The 14,309-nt window shown below is 73.1% G+C and carries 13 protein-coding genes and 1 pseudogene; 4 read left to right on the top strand and 10 right to left on the bottom strand.

What is annotated here, in order from left to right:
* Positions 1-43 precede the first annotated feature (43 nt).
* Entirely contained in the window at positions 44-1,402 is a 1,359-nt protein-coding gene (gene glmM, locus ACF3NS_RS00630; RefSeq protein ID WP_392467281.1) for a phosphoglucosamine mutase, read from the top strand.
* Positions 1,403-1,439: 37 nt separating this feature from the next.
* Here glmM and ACF3NS_RS00625 read toward each other — a convergent pair whose 3' ends face one another.
* The gene (locus tag ACF3NS_RS00625; RefSeq protein WP_288797607.1) at positions 1,440-1,913 is read right to left on the bottom strand and encodes an Lrp/AsnC family transcriptional regulator; all 474 of its coding nucleotides are present in this window, start codon (positions 1,911-1,913) and stop codon (positions 1,440-1,442) included.
* Between the two features lie 121 nt (positions 1,914-2,034).
* On the opposite strand from ACF3NS_RS00625, the gene ACF3NS_RS00620 reads away from it, so the two are divergent.
* From ACF3NS_RS00620 to ACF3NS_RS00610, 3 genes are read left to right on the top strand one after another with little or no spacing between them, the layout of a single operon-like run.
* A complete protein-coding gene (locus tag ACF3NS_RS00620) occupies positions 2,035-3,228 on the top strand; it encodes a thiamine pyrophosphate-dependent dehydrogenase E1 component subunit alpha (protein ID WP_392467279.1) in 1,194 nt (397 codons plus the stop codon).
* A complete protein-coding gene (locus ACF3NS_RS00615) occupies positions 3,225-4,301 on the top strand; it encodes an alpha-ketoacid dehydrogenase subunit beta (RefSeq protein ID WP_392467277.1) in 1,077 nt (358 codons plus the stop codon). Before ACF3NS_RS00620 ends, ACF3NS_RS00615 begins: the two co-directional genes overlap by 4 nt.
* A complete protein-coding gene (locus ACF3NS_RS00610) occupies positions 4,298-5,773 on the top strand; it encodes a dihydrolipoamide acetyltransferase family protein (RefSeq protein ID WP_392467275.1) in 1,476 nt (491 codons plus the stop codon). Before ACF3NS_RS00615 ends, ACF3NS_RS00610 begins: the two co-directional genes overlap by 4 nt.
* Positions 5,774-5,868: 95 nt before the next feature.
* Here ACF3NS_RS00610 and ACF3NS_RS00605 read toward each other — a convergent pair whose 3' ends face one another.
* The 9 genes and pseudogenes from ACF3NS_RS00605 to ACF3NS_RS00565 form a co-directional block, all read right to left on the bottom strand.
* Positions 5,869-6,975 (bottom strand): hypothetical protein, encoded by a 1,107-nt coding sequence (locus ACF3NS_RS00605; RefSeq protein WP_392467273.1) that lies wholly within the window; start codon positions 6,973-6,975, stop codon positions 5,869-5,871.
* Positions 6,972-8,270, bottom strand: coding sequence for a protein phosphatase 2C domain-containing protein (locus ACF3NS_RS00600; protein WP_392467272.1), 1,299 nt, complete (start codon positions 8,268-8,270; stop codon positions 6,972-6,974). Before ACF3NS_RS00600 ends, ACF3NS_RS00605 begins: the two co-directional genes overlap by 4 nt.
* A complete protein-coding gene (locus tag ACF3NS_RS00595) occupies positions 8,257-9,384 on the bottom strand; it encodes a VWA domain-containing protein (RefSeq protein WP_392467271.1) in 1,128 nt (375 codons plus the stop codon). Before ACF3NS_RS00595 ends, ACF3NS_RS00600 begins: the two co-directional genes overlap by 14 nt.
* Positions 9,385-9,444: 60 nt before the next feature.
* Complete coding sequence (locus ACF3NS_RS00590; RefSeq protein ID WP_392469143.1) at positions 9,445-10,233, bottom strand: hypothetical protein; 789 nt, start codon at positions 10,231-10,233, stop codon at positions 9,445-9,447.
* A 138-nt stretch (positions 10,234-10,371) separates the two neighbouring features.
* Positions 10,372-10,434, bottom strand: a pseudogene (locus ACF3NS_RS00585) (zinc-ribbon domain-containing protein); the annotation flags it as partial.
* A 13-nt stretch (positions 10,435-10,447) separates the two neighbouring features.
* The gene (locus ACF3NS_RS00580; RefSeq protein WP_392467270.1) at positions 10,448-10,876 is read right to left on the bottom strand and encodes a hypothetical protein; all 429 of its coding nucleotides are present in this window, start codon (positions 10,874-10,876) and stop codon (positions 10,448-10,450) included.
* A gap of 163 nt (positions 10,877-11,039) precedes the next feature.
* Positions 11,040-11,876: an MOSC domain-containing protein gene (locus tag ACF3NS_RS00575; protein ID WP_392467269.1), complete on the bottom strand. Its 837-nt coding sequence runs from the start codon at positions 11,874-11,876 to the stop codon at positions 11,040-11,042.
* The gene (locus ACF3NS_RS00570) at positions 11,873-12,577 is read right to left on the bottom strand and encodes a carbonic anhydrase (protein ID WP_392467267.1); all 705 of its coding nucleotides are present in this window, start codon (positions 12,575-12,577) and stop codon (positions 11,873-11,875) included. Before ACF3NS_RS00570 ends, ACF3NS_RS00575 begins: the two co-directional genes overlap by 4 nt.
* Positions 12,574-14,277: a fumarate hydratase gene (locus ACF3NS_RS00565; protein WP_392467265.1), complete on the bottom strand. Its 1,704-nt coding sequence runs from the start codon at positions 14,275-14,277 to the stop codon at positions 12,574-12,576. Before ACF3NS_RS00565 ends, ACF3NS_RS00570 begins: the two co-directional genes overlap by 4 nt.
* Between the last annotated feature and the right edge of the window lie 32 nt (positions 14,278-14,309).

Genomic DNA, 14,309 nt, shown 5'->3' with positions numbered 1-14,309 from the left:
ACCCGGGCTCGCCGCCGCGCGGCCCGACGACGAAAGGCCTCCTGTGGCTCGACTCTTCGGCACGGACGGTGTCCGCGGCCTCGCCAACCGGGACATCACCGCGGACCTCGCCCTGCACCTGTCGGTGGCGGCCGCGCGGACGCTCGGCGACAAGGGGGCCTTCGGTGGCCAGCGGTCCGTGGCGGTCGTGGGCCGTGACCCCCGCGCGTCGGGCGAGTTCCTGGGCGCGGCCGTCTGCGCGGGTCTCGCGTCGGCGGGCGTCGACGTCCTCGACGCCGGGGTGCTGCCCACCCCGGCCATCGCGTACCTCACGGCCCGGATGAACGCCTCCATCGGCGCCGTGCTCTCCGCCTCGCACAACGCGATGCCCGACAACGGGATCAAGTTCCTCGCCAAGGGCGGGCACAAGCTGTCCGACGCCCAGGAGGACGAGATCCTCGAGCGCCTGGACGCCGAGCAGCAGGCGTCGAGCGACCGCCCGACCGGCGCGGCGGTGGGGCGCATCCGTCCCTTCCCGCAGGGCGCCGACTTCTACATGGAGCACCTGCTCGACGCCGTGCCGACCCGCCTCGACGGGCTGCACCTGGTCGTCGACGCGGCCCACGGAGCAGCGAGCCAGGTCGGTCCCGAGGTGTTCGAGCGGGCGGGTGCCACGGTCGACGTCATCGGGGCGTCCCCCGACGGCCTCAACATCAACGACGGCTACGGCTCCACCCACCTCGATCGCCTGTCGGAGGCGGTCGTGGCCCGCGGCGCCGACCTCGGTGTCGCCTGGGACGGCGACGCGGACCGGTGCCTGGCGGTCGACGCGCAGGGCACGGTCGTCGACGGGGACCAGATCATGTCGATCCTCGCCCTGGCCCTCAAGGAGCAGGGACGCCTCGCCGAGGACACCCTCGTGGTGACGGTCATGAGCAACCTGGGGCTGCTGCAGGCGATGGAGCGCCAGGGCGTCACCATCCGCCAGACCGGGGTGGGCGACCGCTACGTCCTCGAGGACATGCGCGCCAACGGGCTGTCGCTCGGTGGCGAGCAGTCGGGCCACGTCATCATGCTCGACCACGGCACCACCGGGGACGGTGTGCTGACCGCGCTGATGCTGGCCGCTCGCGTCGTGGGGTCCGGGCGCTCCCTCGCCGAGCTGGCCTCGGTCATGACGCGTCTCCCGCAGACCCTCGTCAACGTCAAGGGCGTCGACAAGGACGCCGTGGACCGCAACGACGCCGTCAAGATCGCCGTCGCCGAGGTCGAGAACGAGCTCCAGGGCTCGGGCCGGGTGCTGCTGCGCAAGTCGGGCACGGAGCCGCTGGTGCGCGTGATGGTCGAGGCGCAGACCGAGGAGGCCGCGCGGCAGGCCGCCGAGCGTCTCGCCCAGGTCGTCAAGGACAACCTGTCGATCTGACGCCCGGCCCCGGTGATCGGGTCAGAGCAACGCCAGGTCAGAGGAAGGGCGGGACCTCGCCGCGGGACTCCGCAAAGATCAGCAGGGTGCGCGTGCTGGTGACACCAGGGATGATCTGGATGCGGTCGAAGACCACCGCCCGCAGCGCCGCGTTGTCCTGCGCCCGCACGAGCACGATCACGTCGTACTCCGCCGCGACCAGCGCCACGTGCTCGACGTACGGCACCTGGACCAGGGCGTCCCGGACCTCGCGCCAGGAGTTCTGCTCGACCGACACCAGCACGTAGGCCGACGTGCCCAGCCCCGCCGCCTCAGGGTTGACGCGCACCGTGAAGCCGTCCACCACGCCCTGCTCGACCAGGCGGTCCAGCCGGGCGTAGGCGGTGGCCCGCGACACGTGCAGCCGCTCGGCGATGGTGCGCAGCGACTGCCGCCCGTCGGCGACCAGCGCGCCGAGCAGCGAGCGATCCACCTCGTCGAGAGGGGCGCCGGGGCGCGCGTGGTCAGACATCTGGCCTCCGTCCTCGCTCTGCGAGAGCCGATCGTCTGGTTCTCCGCCGCCTCATTGAACCATCGCCTGGCCGGGGCGCACCATGGCGTCACCCCGCTTCACGACATATCGGAGGCTGTCGATGACGACACCCGACCACGTCGCCGGCCGCGCAGCCGCACAGGCCGTCGACCACCCCGACCACCCGCACCGGCACGAGCCCTTCCAGGCCGGGCTGATCCCCGCGCCGGAGCCGGTGCGCTTCCTGGACGAGGCGGGCAACCGGGTGCAGCCGGTGACCGACGACTACGTCGAGCCGGAGCCGGACCAGCTGGTCGAGTGCTACCGGCGGATGGTGGTGGGGCGGCGCTTCGACATCCAGGCGACCGCGCTCACCAAGCAGGGACGCCTCGCCGTCTATCCCAGCTCGCGCGGCCAGGAGGCCTGCCAGGTCGGGTCGGTCCTCGCCCTCGGCGATCAGGACTGGGTCTTCCCCACCTACCGCGACAGCGTCGCGCTGGTGAGCCGCGGGGTCGACCCGGTCGAGGTCCTCACCCTCCTGCGCGGTGACCAGCACTGCGGGTATGACGTCTCGCAGACCCGCGTCGCCGCCCAGTGCACGCCGCTGTCGACGCAGCTGCTGCACGCGGCCGGGCTGGCGCACGGCGAGCAGCGCCGGGGGCGCGACACGGTCGTCATGGCCTTCATCGGCGACGGGGCGACCAGCGAGGGGGACTTCCACGAGGGGCTGAACTTCGCCGCCGTGTTCAAGGTGCCCGCCGTCTTCGTCATCCAGAACAACGGCTGGGCGATCTCTGTGCCGCTCAGCAAGCAGACCGCCGCACCGTCCCTGGCCTACAAGGGGATCGGCTACGGCGTGGTCTGCGAGCAGGTCGACGGCAACGACGCCGTCGCCGTCCTCGCCGTCATGAACAAGGCGGTCGCCTGGGCCCGGGCGGGCAAGGGGCCGGTGCTCCTGGAGCTGCACACCACGCGTCTCGAGGCGCACACCAACGCCGACGACCACCTGCGCTACCGCTCCAAGGAGGAGCTCGAGGCGATCGCCCACGAGGACGCCGTGGCCCGGCTCGAGAAATACCTGCGCGCCCGCGACCTCGTCGACGACGCGTTCGTCGAGGAGGCCAAGGCGGAGGGGGAGCGGCTGGCCGCCCACCTGCGCGAGCGCATGAACCTCGACCCCGAGACTCATCCCGACGACTTGTTCCGGCACGTCTACGCCAGCCCGACGCCGCAGCTCCGGGAGCAGCAAGGCCTGCTGCATGCGGAGCTCGAGGCAGAGACGCCGCTGGACGCCGAGGCGGAGGGCGCCCGGTGAGCACCACGACCTTTGCCTCGGCCCTCAACCGTGCCCTGGCCGACGCCATCGCGTCCGACCCGGACGTGCTCGTCTTCGGCGAGGACGTGGGGGTGGCGGGGGGCGTCTTCCGGATCACCGACGGCCTCGCCTCGACGTATGGCGACGACCGCTGCTTCGACACCCCCCTCGCGGAGTCGGGGATCATCGGCTTCGGCGTGGGGCTGTGCATGGCCGGCTTCCGGCCCGTCGCGGAGATGCAGTTCGACGCGTTCGCCTACCCGGCGTTCGAGCAGATCACCTCGCACGTCGCCAAGATGCGCAACCGCACGCGCGGGTCCGTGACGGTCCCGATGACGATCCGCATCCCCTTCGCCGGGGGCATCGGCGGGGTCGAGCACCACTGCGACTCCTCCGAGGCCTACTACGCCGCGACGCCGGGGCTCAAGGTCGTGACGCCGGCGACGGTCGAGGACGCCTACCTGCTGCTGCGCGCGGCCATCGACGACCCCGACCCGGTGGTCTTCATGGAGCCCAAGCGCCTCTACTGGTCCAAGGCCGACGCCGACCTGGACGACCTGTCGGCGCGCTGGGGGAGCGGGTCGCTGACCCACGACCAGGTGCTCGGCCGGGCCGCGGTACGTCGCCCGGCCTCCGACCTCCGGCGCGCCGCCACCGTCGTGGCCTATGGCCCCACCCTGTCCGTCGCGATGGAGTCGGCCGAGGCCGCGCGCGAGGAGGGCTGGGACGTCGAGGTGGTGGACGTGCGCTCCCTCGTGCCGTTCGACGACGAGACGGTCGTGGCGTCGGTCCGCCGCACGGGCCGCTGCCTGGTGCTGCAGGAGGCGCAGGGCTTCGCGGGGGTCGGGGCCGAGATCGCGGCCCGAGTCCAGGAGCGGGCCTTCCACTCTCTCGCGGCGCCCGTGCTGCGCGTGACGGGCTTCGACATCCCTTATCCCGCACCGAAGCTCGAGCACCTGCACCTCCCCTCGGTGGACCGGGTCCTCGATGCCCTGGCTCGGTTGCAGTGGGACGACGAGCCCGACCCGCGCCACCTGGCCGCGGCACCCTCGACGAAGGCTGGTGCGCGATGAGCCACAAGGTCTTTCACCTGCCCGACCTCGGGGAGGGCCTGACCGAGGCCGAGGTGGTCAGCTGGCTCGTCGGGCCCGGCGACGTCGTCGTCGTGGACCAGCCGATCGCGGTCGTCGAGACGGCCAAGGCCCAGGTCGAGCTGCCCTGCCCGTATGCCGGCAGCGTGGTCACCCTCCACGGCGGGGCCGGGCACGTGGTCGACGTGGGTGCGCCGTTCATCACGGTGGACGTCGACGTGCCCGCCGACGGGATGCCGAACGGCGGCCCGGCTGCGGTCACCGGAGAAGGCGGGGAGGGCGAGGTCTCCGAGGTCGTCGTGGAGACCTACCGCGAGGAGGAGCGGGCCGGGTCCGGTGCCGTCCTCATCGGCTACGGCACGAGCGAGGGCTCGCGTCGGCGGCGTCGCCGGGTGGGGACGGGCGGACCGACCGCCCCGGCCGCGGGGTCGTCGCTGCCGTCGGCCGGGCCCGTGATGGGCGACACGGCCGCACCCGTGGTCGACGAGCGCGTGCCGGCGGACATCGCCGGCGCACCTGCGGCGGGCGACGAGGTGTCCAGCAAGCCGGGCGCCGCCGTCCGCGTGATCTCGCCGTTGGTGCGCCAGCTGGCCGCCGAGCACGGTATCGACCTGCGGACCGTGACCCCGACCGCACCGGGCGGGATCATCCGGCGGTGCGACGTGATGGCTGCGGTGGCCTCTCGGGGTGACGGTGAGGCGGCGGGATTCGTGGCGGCGCAGCCGGTCTCTGCTCCTGGCCCCACCCCGCGGTCCCCCGCCCCGGATCGCCGGATCCCGCTGACCGGCATACGAGGCACGATCGCGAGCAGGCTCACCACCTCGCGCCGCGAGATCCCCGACGCGACGACGTGGGTCGACGTGGACGCGACGGACTTCCTGGCCGCCCGCAGGCGGCTCGCCGAGGCGCGCCCCGACGCGCGCATCGGGGTGCTCGGGCTGCTGGGGCGCATCGTGGTCGCCGGGCTGAGGCGCTACCCCGAGCTCAACGCGACCGTGGACACGGCCGCCAACGAGGTCGTGGTGCGCGGGGCGATCAACCTGGGCTTCGCGGCGCAGTCACCGCGCGGGCTCGTCGTGCCGGTCGTCCACGGCGCCGGCGAGATGAGCCTCGCCGACCTGTCGACGGCTCTGCGCGAGCTCACGGCCAAGGCCATGGACGGCACCCTGACCCCGGCCGAGATGACCGGCGGGACGTTCACGCTCAACAACTACGGCGGGTATGGCGTCGACGGCTCCACCCCGATCATCAACCACCCCGAGGCGGCCATGGTCGGTGTGGGGCGACTGGTCGACAAGCCGTGGGTCGTGGACGGGGCGCTCGCGGTGCGCACGGTCGGGACGATCGGGCTGACCTTCGACCACCGGGTGTGCGACGGCGGGACGGCGGGGGGCTTCGTCCGCTACGTGGCCGACTGCATCGAGCGGCCGGTCACGCTGCTCCTCGACCTCTGACGGCCGGCTGGTGCTGGCGCCGGGTCTGCCCTGCCCCCGGGATCGTGAGGGTCTGGTCCAGGGGAGCTGGACCAGCCCCTCACGATCCCCGGGGGTCAGCGGATCCAGGAGCCGTCAGGCGCGCGATGCCAGCCACCCGTGCTGGGTGTCTGAGCGCCCTGGGTCGTCGTCGGCGCGGCCGTCGTCGCGGCCGGGGCTGACGGGGTCGCCCCTGCTGCACCGGCTCCCGCTGCACCGGCTCCCGCTGCACCGGCTCCCGCCGCGCCCGTGCCGATCGCGGTCGAGCCCGGCGCCGGTGCGACGGGCTGGCCCGCGAGCCGCGCCGAGCGCAGCCGCGCGAAGTACTCCGCCCACTGCGCGCAGGACGGGCGGTGCCCGGGCGTCTCGGACAGGGACGCGGCGAGCAGGTGCTGTCCCTCGGGGTCCAGGATGTCGGTGACCCGGCGGGTGTCGCGGGCCGTCGAGGCGTTGGTGCCGGGCGAGAGGCAGCGCAGGACGAACAGCGCGTACTTGTAGACGTCCGTGTAGCTCGTCAGCTGGGTGCGCTCGGCGGCCGGTGGCTCCCAGTCCGGGGTGTTGAGCTGGGGGACGGCCGACATGGTGCCGCGCACGCGCACGGCGTCGCAGTCGACGAGCATGATCCCGGCGTCCGCACGCCCCGGACCCACGGAGAACAACGCGTTCTTGGCGTTGAAGTCGCCGAAGACCACGTTGTTGGTGTGCAGCAGGGCGAGGACGCGGGCGAGCTGCTCGCACAGGTGCAGCCGCTGGTGCAGGTTGACCAGCGGGAAGCCGAGCTTGGCGCACCGGTTGGCCGCGAGGAAGAGGAACTGGATCTCGCGCTCCTTGCGCATCGCGGATCCGGTGATGGACCGCCCCACCTGCACGAAGGCGTCCGGGATGAGGGGCATGAGCAGCCCCACCACGCGCCCCTGGTCGCGCACCAGCCGGATCGGCCACGCCGCGTGCGAGTCCAGCAGGTCCCGGTCCGGGGCGCTCAGGCGCGAGCGCACGCCGACGATCGCCTCGAGCCCGCCGCTGGCAAGCTGGCCCGCCTTGAACTCCTTGTACGCGAGACGGTGGTGCACGTCGGGCAGCTGGAGCGTCAGGCACCGGTAGACCCGGCCCTGACCGCCCTCGGCGATGTACTCCAGCTGCCCGAGCTGCGACCGCTCGATGAGCTCGCCGGTCGACAGGCTCACTCCGGCACCACCAGCCAGACGCCGATCGCGCCGCGGTCGTCGTCGAAGGTCTTGCGCCCGAAGGCCACCTGCGCCGCGAACTCGAGCGGGTGCGGCGGTCGTGCCCACAGCCGTGCGAGCTCGCGCCCGACCTCGCCCCCGCCGGATCCGAGCGGGTCACCGATCCCGTCGGTCATCAGGACGAGGGCGGCCCCCTCGCCGAGGGTGGTCTGCACGGGCACGGGATCGGCCTCCGGCACGAGCGGGAGGCAGGCGGTGGCGGACTCGGCGATCACGTTGCCGGCGTTCTTGACCTCGCCGAGGGCGATCCAGCCGCGCTCGTCGTCGACGATCCAGGCGCTCGTGTCACCGAGGCGCACGACCGTGACGGCGTGCGTGCCGTCTTGGCCGGGACGGGTCGCGACGATGCCGATGACCAGCGTGGTCGCCATCCGCTTCGCGACGTCCCGCTGGGTGAGGTCGACCGTGGGCTCCGAGTCCGGCAGGGTCGCGCACACGTCGGCGAGCAGGTCGGCCAGGCGGGCGTAGATCTCGCGGTAGGGGATCTCGGCCGGCTCGTGCGTCTCGAGCATCCTGATGACCTGCGCCGCGCCCTCCTCGGTCGCCATCTTGGCCGCGAGGTGCGACCACTCCCCGGAGGAGACCCCGTCGGCCACCAGGCAGACGAGCCACTCCCCGTCCCGGGACAGCACCGTGCAGTGGTCGTCCTGGCGGGGGTCGGCATACTGCTGGTGCGCGAGCCCCCGCGAGCTGGCACCGCGCAGGATCAGCCGCGGGGTGCCCTCAGGGTCGGGGACGGTCGCGGCGTCGATGACGATGTCGTGCGCGTCCCGGTGCTTGACCTCCGTCAGCGAGACCGCATGGGAGAAGGCTCGGCCCGGGTCGCCGATGGTGTACGCCTCGAACGCGCCCGTTCGCCGGATCGGCTCCGTCGCCTGCTCAGGGGCAGCCGTGGCCACCGCCTCCGGGCGAGCCCTCGGCTCGGTCGGGTGGGGCTCGGTCGGGTCGGGCTCGGTCGGGTCGGGCTCGGTCGGGTCGGGCTCGATCGGGTGGGGCTCGGTCGGGACGGGCTCCGTCGCGGCGGGCTCCGTCGCGACCTCTGGTGCGCCGGCCACCGCCGACCCACCCGAGGTCTCGGGCCCAGCCGCGGCCTCGGGCTCGACGGGGCTCTCGGCCTCGGCCTGCGCAGGGTCCACGGGCCTGCCCCACGACTCGGACGTGGCGGGCGGCGGGGCGCTCACGGGATCCGCCGGAGCGTCCTCGCCGACCGGGCCGGTGGGCTCAGAGGAAGACATCGTCGTCCGCAGCGTAGGACGTGACGCCGTCCTCGGCCTTGGGCAGCGCGATCCCGTTGCCGCCCTGAGCGAGCCCCGTCGAGGACTGGATGACGGAGGTCACGAGGAGCTTGGCCATCTTGGTGACGGCAGACGCCGCGGTCTGGTCCTGGTCGGCCATGAACAGACGCATGGCGCGCTCGGGCGGGTTCTTGGGGTGGATAACCTCCTGCAGGATGCGGGGGTCGGCGCCCTGGAGGCCGAACGGGATGATGTTGGGGTACATGCGGTTGCCGGTGCCGGACGCCTTGTCGTACTCCGTCAGCGCGGCGAAGGCGGCCTTCCAGTCCGGCTCGGCGTCCGTCGGGGCGCCGTCGGAGAGGAAGAACACGGCGGGGCGGTGCACGGCGAAGCCGTCCGCCTTGAGCTGGTTGACGTCTCGCTCGATCTGGGTGCGGAGCAGGTCAAAGGCGGCCTTGTATGACGTCCGCCCCCGCCCCTCGAGCTGCGGCAGGGTGGTCTGCTCGAGCAGGTCGCACAGCGGCAGCACCATGCGGGCGTCGTCGCTGAAGTCCATGACCCCGAAGCGCACCTTGTCGCAGATGATCGGGTCCTTCTCCAGGGCCTGGACCAGGCTCGGGAGGATGTTGTTGGCCTCGGTGAGAGCGCCGCTCTCGACCATGGAGTGCGAGACGTCGCAGACGAGGTAGAACGGCAGGAGCTTGGCCTTGTCGTCCTGCGGCGCGGGGGTGTCTATCGCGCTCGGGACGGGCTGCGCAGGCTGCGCGGGGGTGGTCGGCGCCGGGGGAGCCACCGGGGCGGCGGGAGCCGAGGTCGCGGCGGGAGCCGGGGAGGGGGCGGGCGGCTCGACCGGGGTGGGGGGCTCGACCGGAGCCGGCGAGGCGATCGGCTGGGTCGGGTCGACGGGGCTCTGGCCCGGGTCGGGGGCTCCAGGCGCGGTGGTGTCGGGGGCCGGGCTGCCGAGCGGCTCGCCGGCAGGCGCGCCCACCGGCGCGGCAGGCATGCCCGGGGTGGTGGGAGCGGTGGGGACGCCGGGCGCCGTGGGCCCGGTCGGCACGGGCGGGGTCGGCGTCGGCTGCTGCGGCTGGGTGGGGTCGGTCGGGGGCTGGGTCATCGGATCCTCCGTGGTGGGTGATGGGTGGGGTGGTAGCGGGGCGGCCAGGTGAGGTCGGGATCAGCCGACGAGGGCCTCGCCGCCGTAGAGGAAGACCAGGGCTCCGGTGCTGCTCACGCACCGCACCGGCTGGTCGTCGGTGCAGAGCATGCGGACGTCGGACCCTCGGGCCTGGCTGTATGCCGTGACGGTCGTCGTCGAGCCAGAGCCGCCCGCCGCCACGTAGGCGCGCTGCACGGCGACGGCGAAGGCGCACGACGTGCGGTCGTTTCCCGCGGCGGTCGCGGCATACGCCCCGGCGCCCGTGCGGGAGCACTCGCGGCCGGTGATCCGGGCCGGCGGGTAGGTCGTGGCCGGGGTGGGGGCGCTCGAGACCGTGGCTTCGGACGGCGCGCTCTCGGACGGGCTCGAGCCGGCCGACGGGCTCGAGTCGGCCGACGGGCTCGAGTCGGCCGACGGGCTCGAGTCGGCCGACGAGCTCGGGCCGGCCGACGGCGTCGAGGTGTCCTCCCCACCCCCGGACAGGAGGCCGAAGCCGAGAACCGCCCCGGCCAGGGTCAGGAGCACCGGGATCGCGAGGGCGAGCAGGACCAGGCGCAGCAGCATCGCTCCGCAGCCCGGCCCGCGCCGGACCTGGGGGCGCTCGCCATAGCCACCGGGGTAGCCGGCGCCGCCGCGCCGAGGCGGGTACTGCTGGGGTGGCAGCTGCTGCCGGGGCGGCTGCTGACCGGGATAGCCGGCATACGGCCCCCGCTGCTGGCCGGGGTAGGGCCCGCGCTGCGGGACCTGCTGGCGGGTGCGACCGCGGGGCTGGCTCGGGGGCCGCTGCCTCGTCGGTCGCTGCGGCACGGGCACGACCTGGGGGCGCGGACGTTGGCGAGGCGCGCCACCAGCCCCGGAGGGCGGAGAGCCTGCGGCCGGTCCTGCCCCCTGCGGCGGGGTCGAGGGAGGCGGGGTGGCGGCCGGAGGCGCGGTCAGCACCATCTCGCCGCAGCTCGGGCAGAAGGTCGCGCCGTCGGAGATCGCGGCGCCGCAGTGTGAGCAGCTCATCGTCGGCTGGGTCTCAGGAGGACCGCGTCCACTGGCCGTCCTCCCCGCGGTGCCAGCCCTCCTTGGGCTTCTCGGGGGCCGGCGTGGGCGTGGCGGGCGCGGCGGTGCCGCCTGGGGCCGGGGTGGCACTCGACGTGCCCGCGGCGCCGGTCGTGCCCGTCGCGCGGGAGGCGGGGGCACCGGCGACGACGTCGACCCCCTTCTCGACCCAGCCCTTGGCGGACTCGACCTGGGCGTGGTACTTGCGACCGGTCTTGTCGTCGACCGTCCTGACGAGCTTGTCCAGGGCGCCGGAGATGGTGCCGCGGTTGGCTTGGGTGGTGCGGGCGACCTGGGCGCGAGCCTGGACGACCGCGTCCTTGGCGCCGTGCAAGAAGGTGTCGAGCGGGGAGCCGGAAGGGCCGGGCTGCTGGGGCGAGGTGCCGGTGGGTCCGGTGGTCATCGGGTCTCCTGGGGGAGGTGGGTGGGACGCTGACTGCCTCACCTACCCCGGTCATGGGGTGCGCTAACCCCACCGAGCACCTCCACCCCCCCCGACGCCCTGAGTGCTTGGTCCGCGGATGGTGCACGAAAACCCTCACGATCCTGGGGGGAGGAGGGAGGGGTCAGGGGATCGGGGTGACCTCGTCGCCGACGCGGAGGGTGCCGGTGCCCTCGGGGACCAGGTTGACGCCGAAGACCAGCCGCCCGTCGATCGCGTTGCGCTCGGCCAGGGTCTGCAGCGGCTCCTTGGTGCGGCCCAGCGACGTCGTGTCGTAGGTCGTCATCACGCAGCGCCCGCAGTGCTTGGCCATGCGGAAGGTCATCTCGCCGATCCGCACCCGCTCCCAGCCCTGCTCGGCCAGCGGTTCGCCGCCGTCGACGACCACGCTGGGGCGGAACCGGTCCATGGTCAGCTGCACCCGTGCCTCGCCGCGGCGGTCGGTGCTCTCGTCCACCCACTCCTGCAGACGGCGCAGCGACGGGGTGCTGGTCAGCAGCAGCGGGAAGCCGTCGGAGAAGGTGACGGTGTCGCCGGGCTCGGCATACTGCTGGTCGACCAGCCGGTAGGTCGGGTCGTCGCACCACACGAGGTGCAGGCCCGTGCGGCCGAGGTAGTCCTCGAACCATGCGCTGGCCTCACGCGCCGCCTCGCGACCGCGGACGGCCGCGCCCCAGACGACGCCGTCGCGGTGCTCGCCCTGGTCAGGGACGGGCACCTCGAGCGGCGGGACCGCCCCGGCCGGATGCCGAACCAGCAGCGCCCCGTCGTGGGCGCGATGCTCGGCGCGGAGCAGGAGCAGGGTGGGGGCCTCGCGGGCGCTGACCATCCGGCCGTCGTCCTCGAGCAGCATCCAGCGGCGGTCGTGGCGGATGCTCCAGTGCTCGACAACGGCCTCGCGCACCGGCACGCCGCCGGCGGACTTGAGGGGGTAGTACGCGAGGTCGGTGACGTGGGTCATCCGCCGGCCTCGACGCCCGCGCTGTCGCCCGTGTCGGCGGCGGCTCGGTCCACCCCCGGCCGGACGTCGCCGATGTCGCCGAGGTGGGCGATGTAGCGGACGTCTCCGTCGGCCAGGCGGTAGTTGATGCCGACGATGGCGAGCGTGCCGTCCTCGACGAGCTGCTGCAGCAGCGCCGACCGCTCGGCGAGCATGTTGACGGTGCGCCGGACGTGCCAGGCGTTGACCTGCTCGGGCGTGGCGCCCGGGCCTGCGCCGTGGGAGGAACGGGCCTGGATCACCGAGGGCATGACCTTCTCGACGAGGTCCCGGATGTAGCCGCCGGGGAACTCGCCGGTGTCGGTCGCCTGGATGCCGGCGTTGATGGCGCCGCAGGTGTCGTGGCCCATGACGACGATCAGCGGGGTGCCGAGGACGCCGGGGCCGAACTCGACGGTGCCGAGGACGGACGGGTCGAGCACGTGCCCGGCGGTGCGCACGACGAACAGGTCGCCGAGCCCGCGGTCGAAGACCATCTCAGCCGCGACGCGGGAGTCGGAGCAGCCGAACAGCACGGCGAACGGACCCTGTCCGGCCGTGAGCTCGGCGCGGCGGTGGACGTCCTGGTTGGGGTGCTCGGGCTGCCCCGAGACGAACCGCGCGTTGCCCTGGACCATCTGCTCCCACGCCTGCGCCGGGGTGAGCGTCGTGCGGCCGCTCATGCGTCCACGTCCGCGCGGGTCGTGATGGTCATGACGGTGGGCTTGGCGAACTCGGCGAAGAAGTCGTCACCCTTGTCGTCCACCACGATGAACGCCGGGAAGTCCTCGACCTCGATCCGCCATACGGCCTCCATCCCGAGCTCGGGGTACTCCAGCACCTCGACCTTCTTGATGCAGTCCTGGGCGAGGCGGGCGGCCGGCCCGCCGATGGAGCCGAGGTAGAACCCGCCGTGCGCCCGGCAGGCGTCGGTGACGGCCCGGGACCGGTTGCCCTTGGCCAGCATCACCATGGACCCGCCCGCGCCCTGGAACTGGTCGACGTAGGAGTCCATGCGGCCGGCCGTCGTGGGTCCGAAGGAGCCCGAGGCCATGCCGTCGGGCGTCTTGGCCGGGCCGGCGTAGTAGACGGGATGGTCCTTGAGGTACTGCGGCATGTCCTCCCCGGCGTCGAGGCGCTCCTTGATCTTGGCGTGCGCGATGTCGCGGGCCACGACCAGCGTCCCGGTGAGGGACAGGCGGGTCCTGACCGGGTGCTTGGTCAGCTCCGCGAGGATGTCGTCCATGGGGCGTGACAGGTCGATCTCGACGACGTCACCGCCGCGTCCCTCGTCGTCGGCGCCCTGGGCCAGGTGCTCGTCGGTCGTGTCGGGCAGGTAGTGGCCGGGCTCCATCTCGAGCTGCTCGATGAAGACGCCCTCGGACGTGATCTTGCCGCGGCACTGGCGGTCGGCGGAGCAGGAGACGGCGATGGCGACGGGCAGGGAGGCGCCGTGGCGGGGGAGGCGGATGACGCGGACGTCGTGGCAGAAGTACTTGCCGCCGAACTGCGCGCCGATGCCCTGCCGGCGCGTCAACTCGAGGACCTGCTCCTCCAGCTCGAGGTCGCGGAAGCCGCGACCGGTCGCGGCGTTGCCGGTGGTGGGCATCGTGTCGAGGTACTTCGCGCTCGCGTACTTCGCCGTCTTGAGGGCGAACTCGGCGCTCGTGCCCCCGATGACGATCGCCAGGTGGTAGGGCGGGCAGGCCGCCGTGCCGAGCGAGCGGATCTTGTCGTCGAGGAAGCGCATCATGGCGTCCGGGTTGAGGATCGCCTTGGTCTCCTGGAAGAGATAGGACTTGTTGGCCGAGCCGCCGCCCTTGGCCATGAACAGGAAGGAGTACTCCGTCTCGTGGCCGCGCTCGGTGTCGGCATACAGCTCGATCTGCGCCGGCAGGTTGGTGCCGGTGTTGCGCTCCTCGTACATCGAGACCGGGGCGTTCTGGGAGTAGCGCAGGTTGAGGCGGGTGTAGGCGTTGTAGACCCCGCGCGCCAGGGGCTCCTCGTCGACGCCGTCGGTGAGGACGTGCTGGCCGCGCTCGCCCTTGACGATGGCGGTGCCCGTGTCCTGGCACATGGGCAGCACGCCGGACGCGGCGATGTTGGCGTTCTTGAGCAGGTCGAGGGCGACGAACTTGTCGTTGTTGCTGGCCTCGGGGTCGTCGAGGATCCGGCGCAGCTGGGCCAGGTGGCCGGGCCGCAGGTAGTGCGCGATGTCGTGCATCGCGGTCTCGGCGAGCAGCGTGAGCGCCTCGGGCGCGACGGTGAGGAAGGTCCGGCCGTCCGGGCCCTCGACCAGCGAGACGCCCTCGGAGGTCAGCTTGCGGTAGGGGGTCTCGTCGGCGCCGTGCGGCAGAAGGGCCTCGTAGGCGAACTCGGGCATGGTCGTGCTCCTGCTCCTCGATCCAGCGGGGG

It is taken from the genome of Arsenicicoccus cauae, from assembly GCF_043162025.1.
GTDB lineage: Bacteria > Actinomycetota > Actinomycetes > Actinomycetales > Dermatophilaceae > Arsenicicoccus > Arsenicicoccus cauae.
Note: the sequence above shows the minus strand (reverse complement) of the source record. Positions and strands in the feature narration are given on the sequence as shown.